We start from the raw sequence: 255 nt of genomic DNA on the forward strand, positions 1-255 counted from the left end.
CTGTATTCAAAAACGGCACCAGCAAGGGGACCCTGCGCATCGAGAACAATCCGCAGAACCGCTATCTCATGGTCGTGAAGATCTATCTGAAGCAGGATGAGAAGGATGGCGAGAAGATCTATGAGAGTGGTGCGATCCGTCCCGGCAACAAGATCGAAACGGCGCAGCTGGATGTGGCATTGAAGAAGGGCACCTATCCGGTGACTGCTTATTTTGAGGCCTACGATATGAAGACGAAGGAATTCGTCGGCAAGG

1 pseudogene is annotated in these 255 nt (G+C 52.2%); it reads left to right on the forward strand.

From position 1 onward, the window contains the following. A pseudogene (locus tag NE665_RS24625) lies at positions 1 to 255 on the forward strand (hypothetical protein); the annotation flags it as partial.

It is taken from the genome of Clostridium sp. DFI.1.208, from assembly GCF_024463855.1.
GTDB lineage: Bacteria > Bacillota_I > Bacilli_A > Erysipelotrichales > Erysipelotrichaceae > Clostridium_AQ.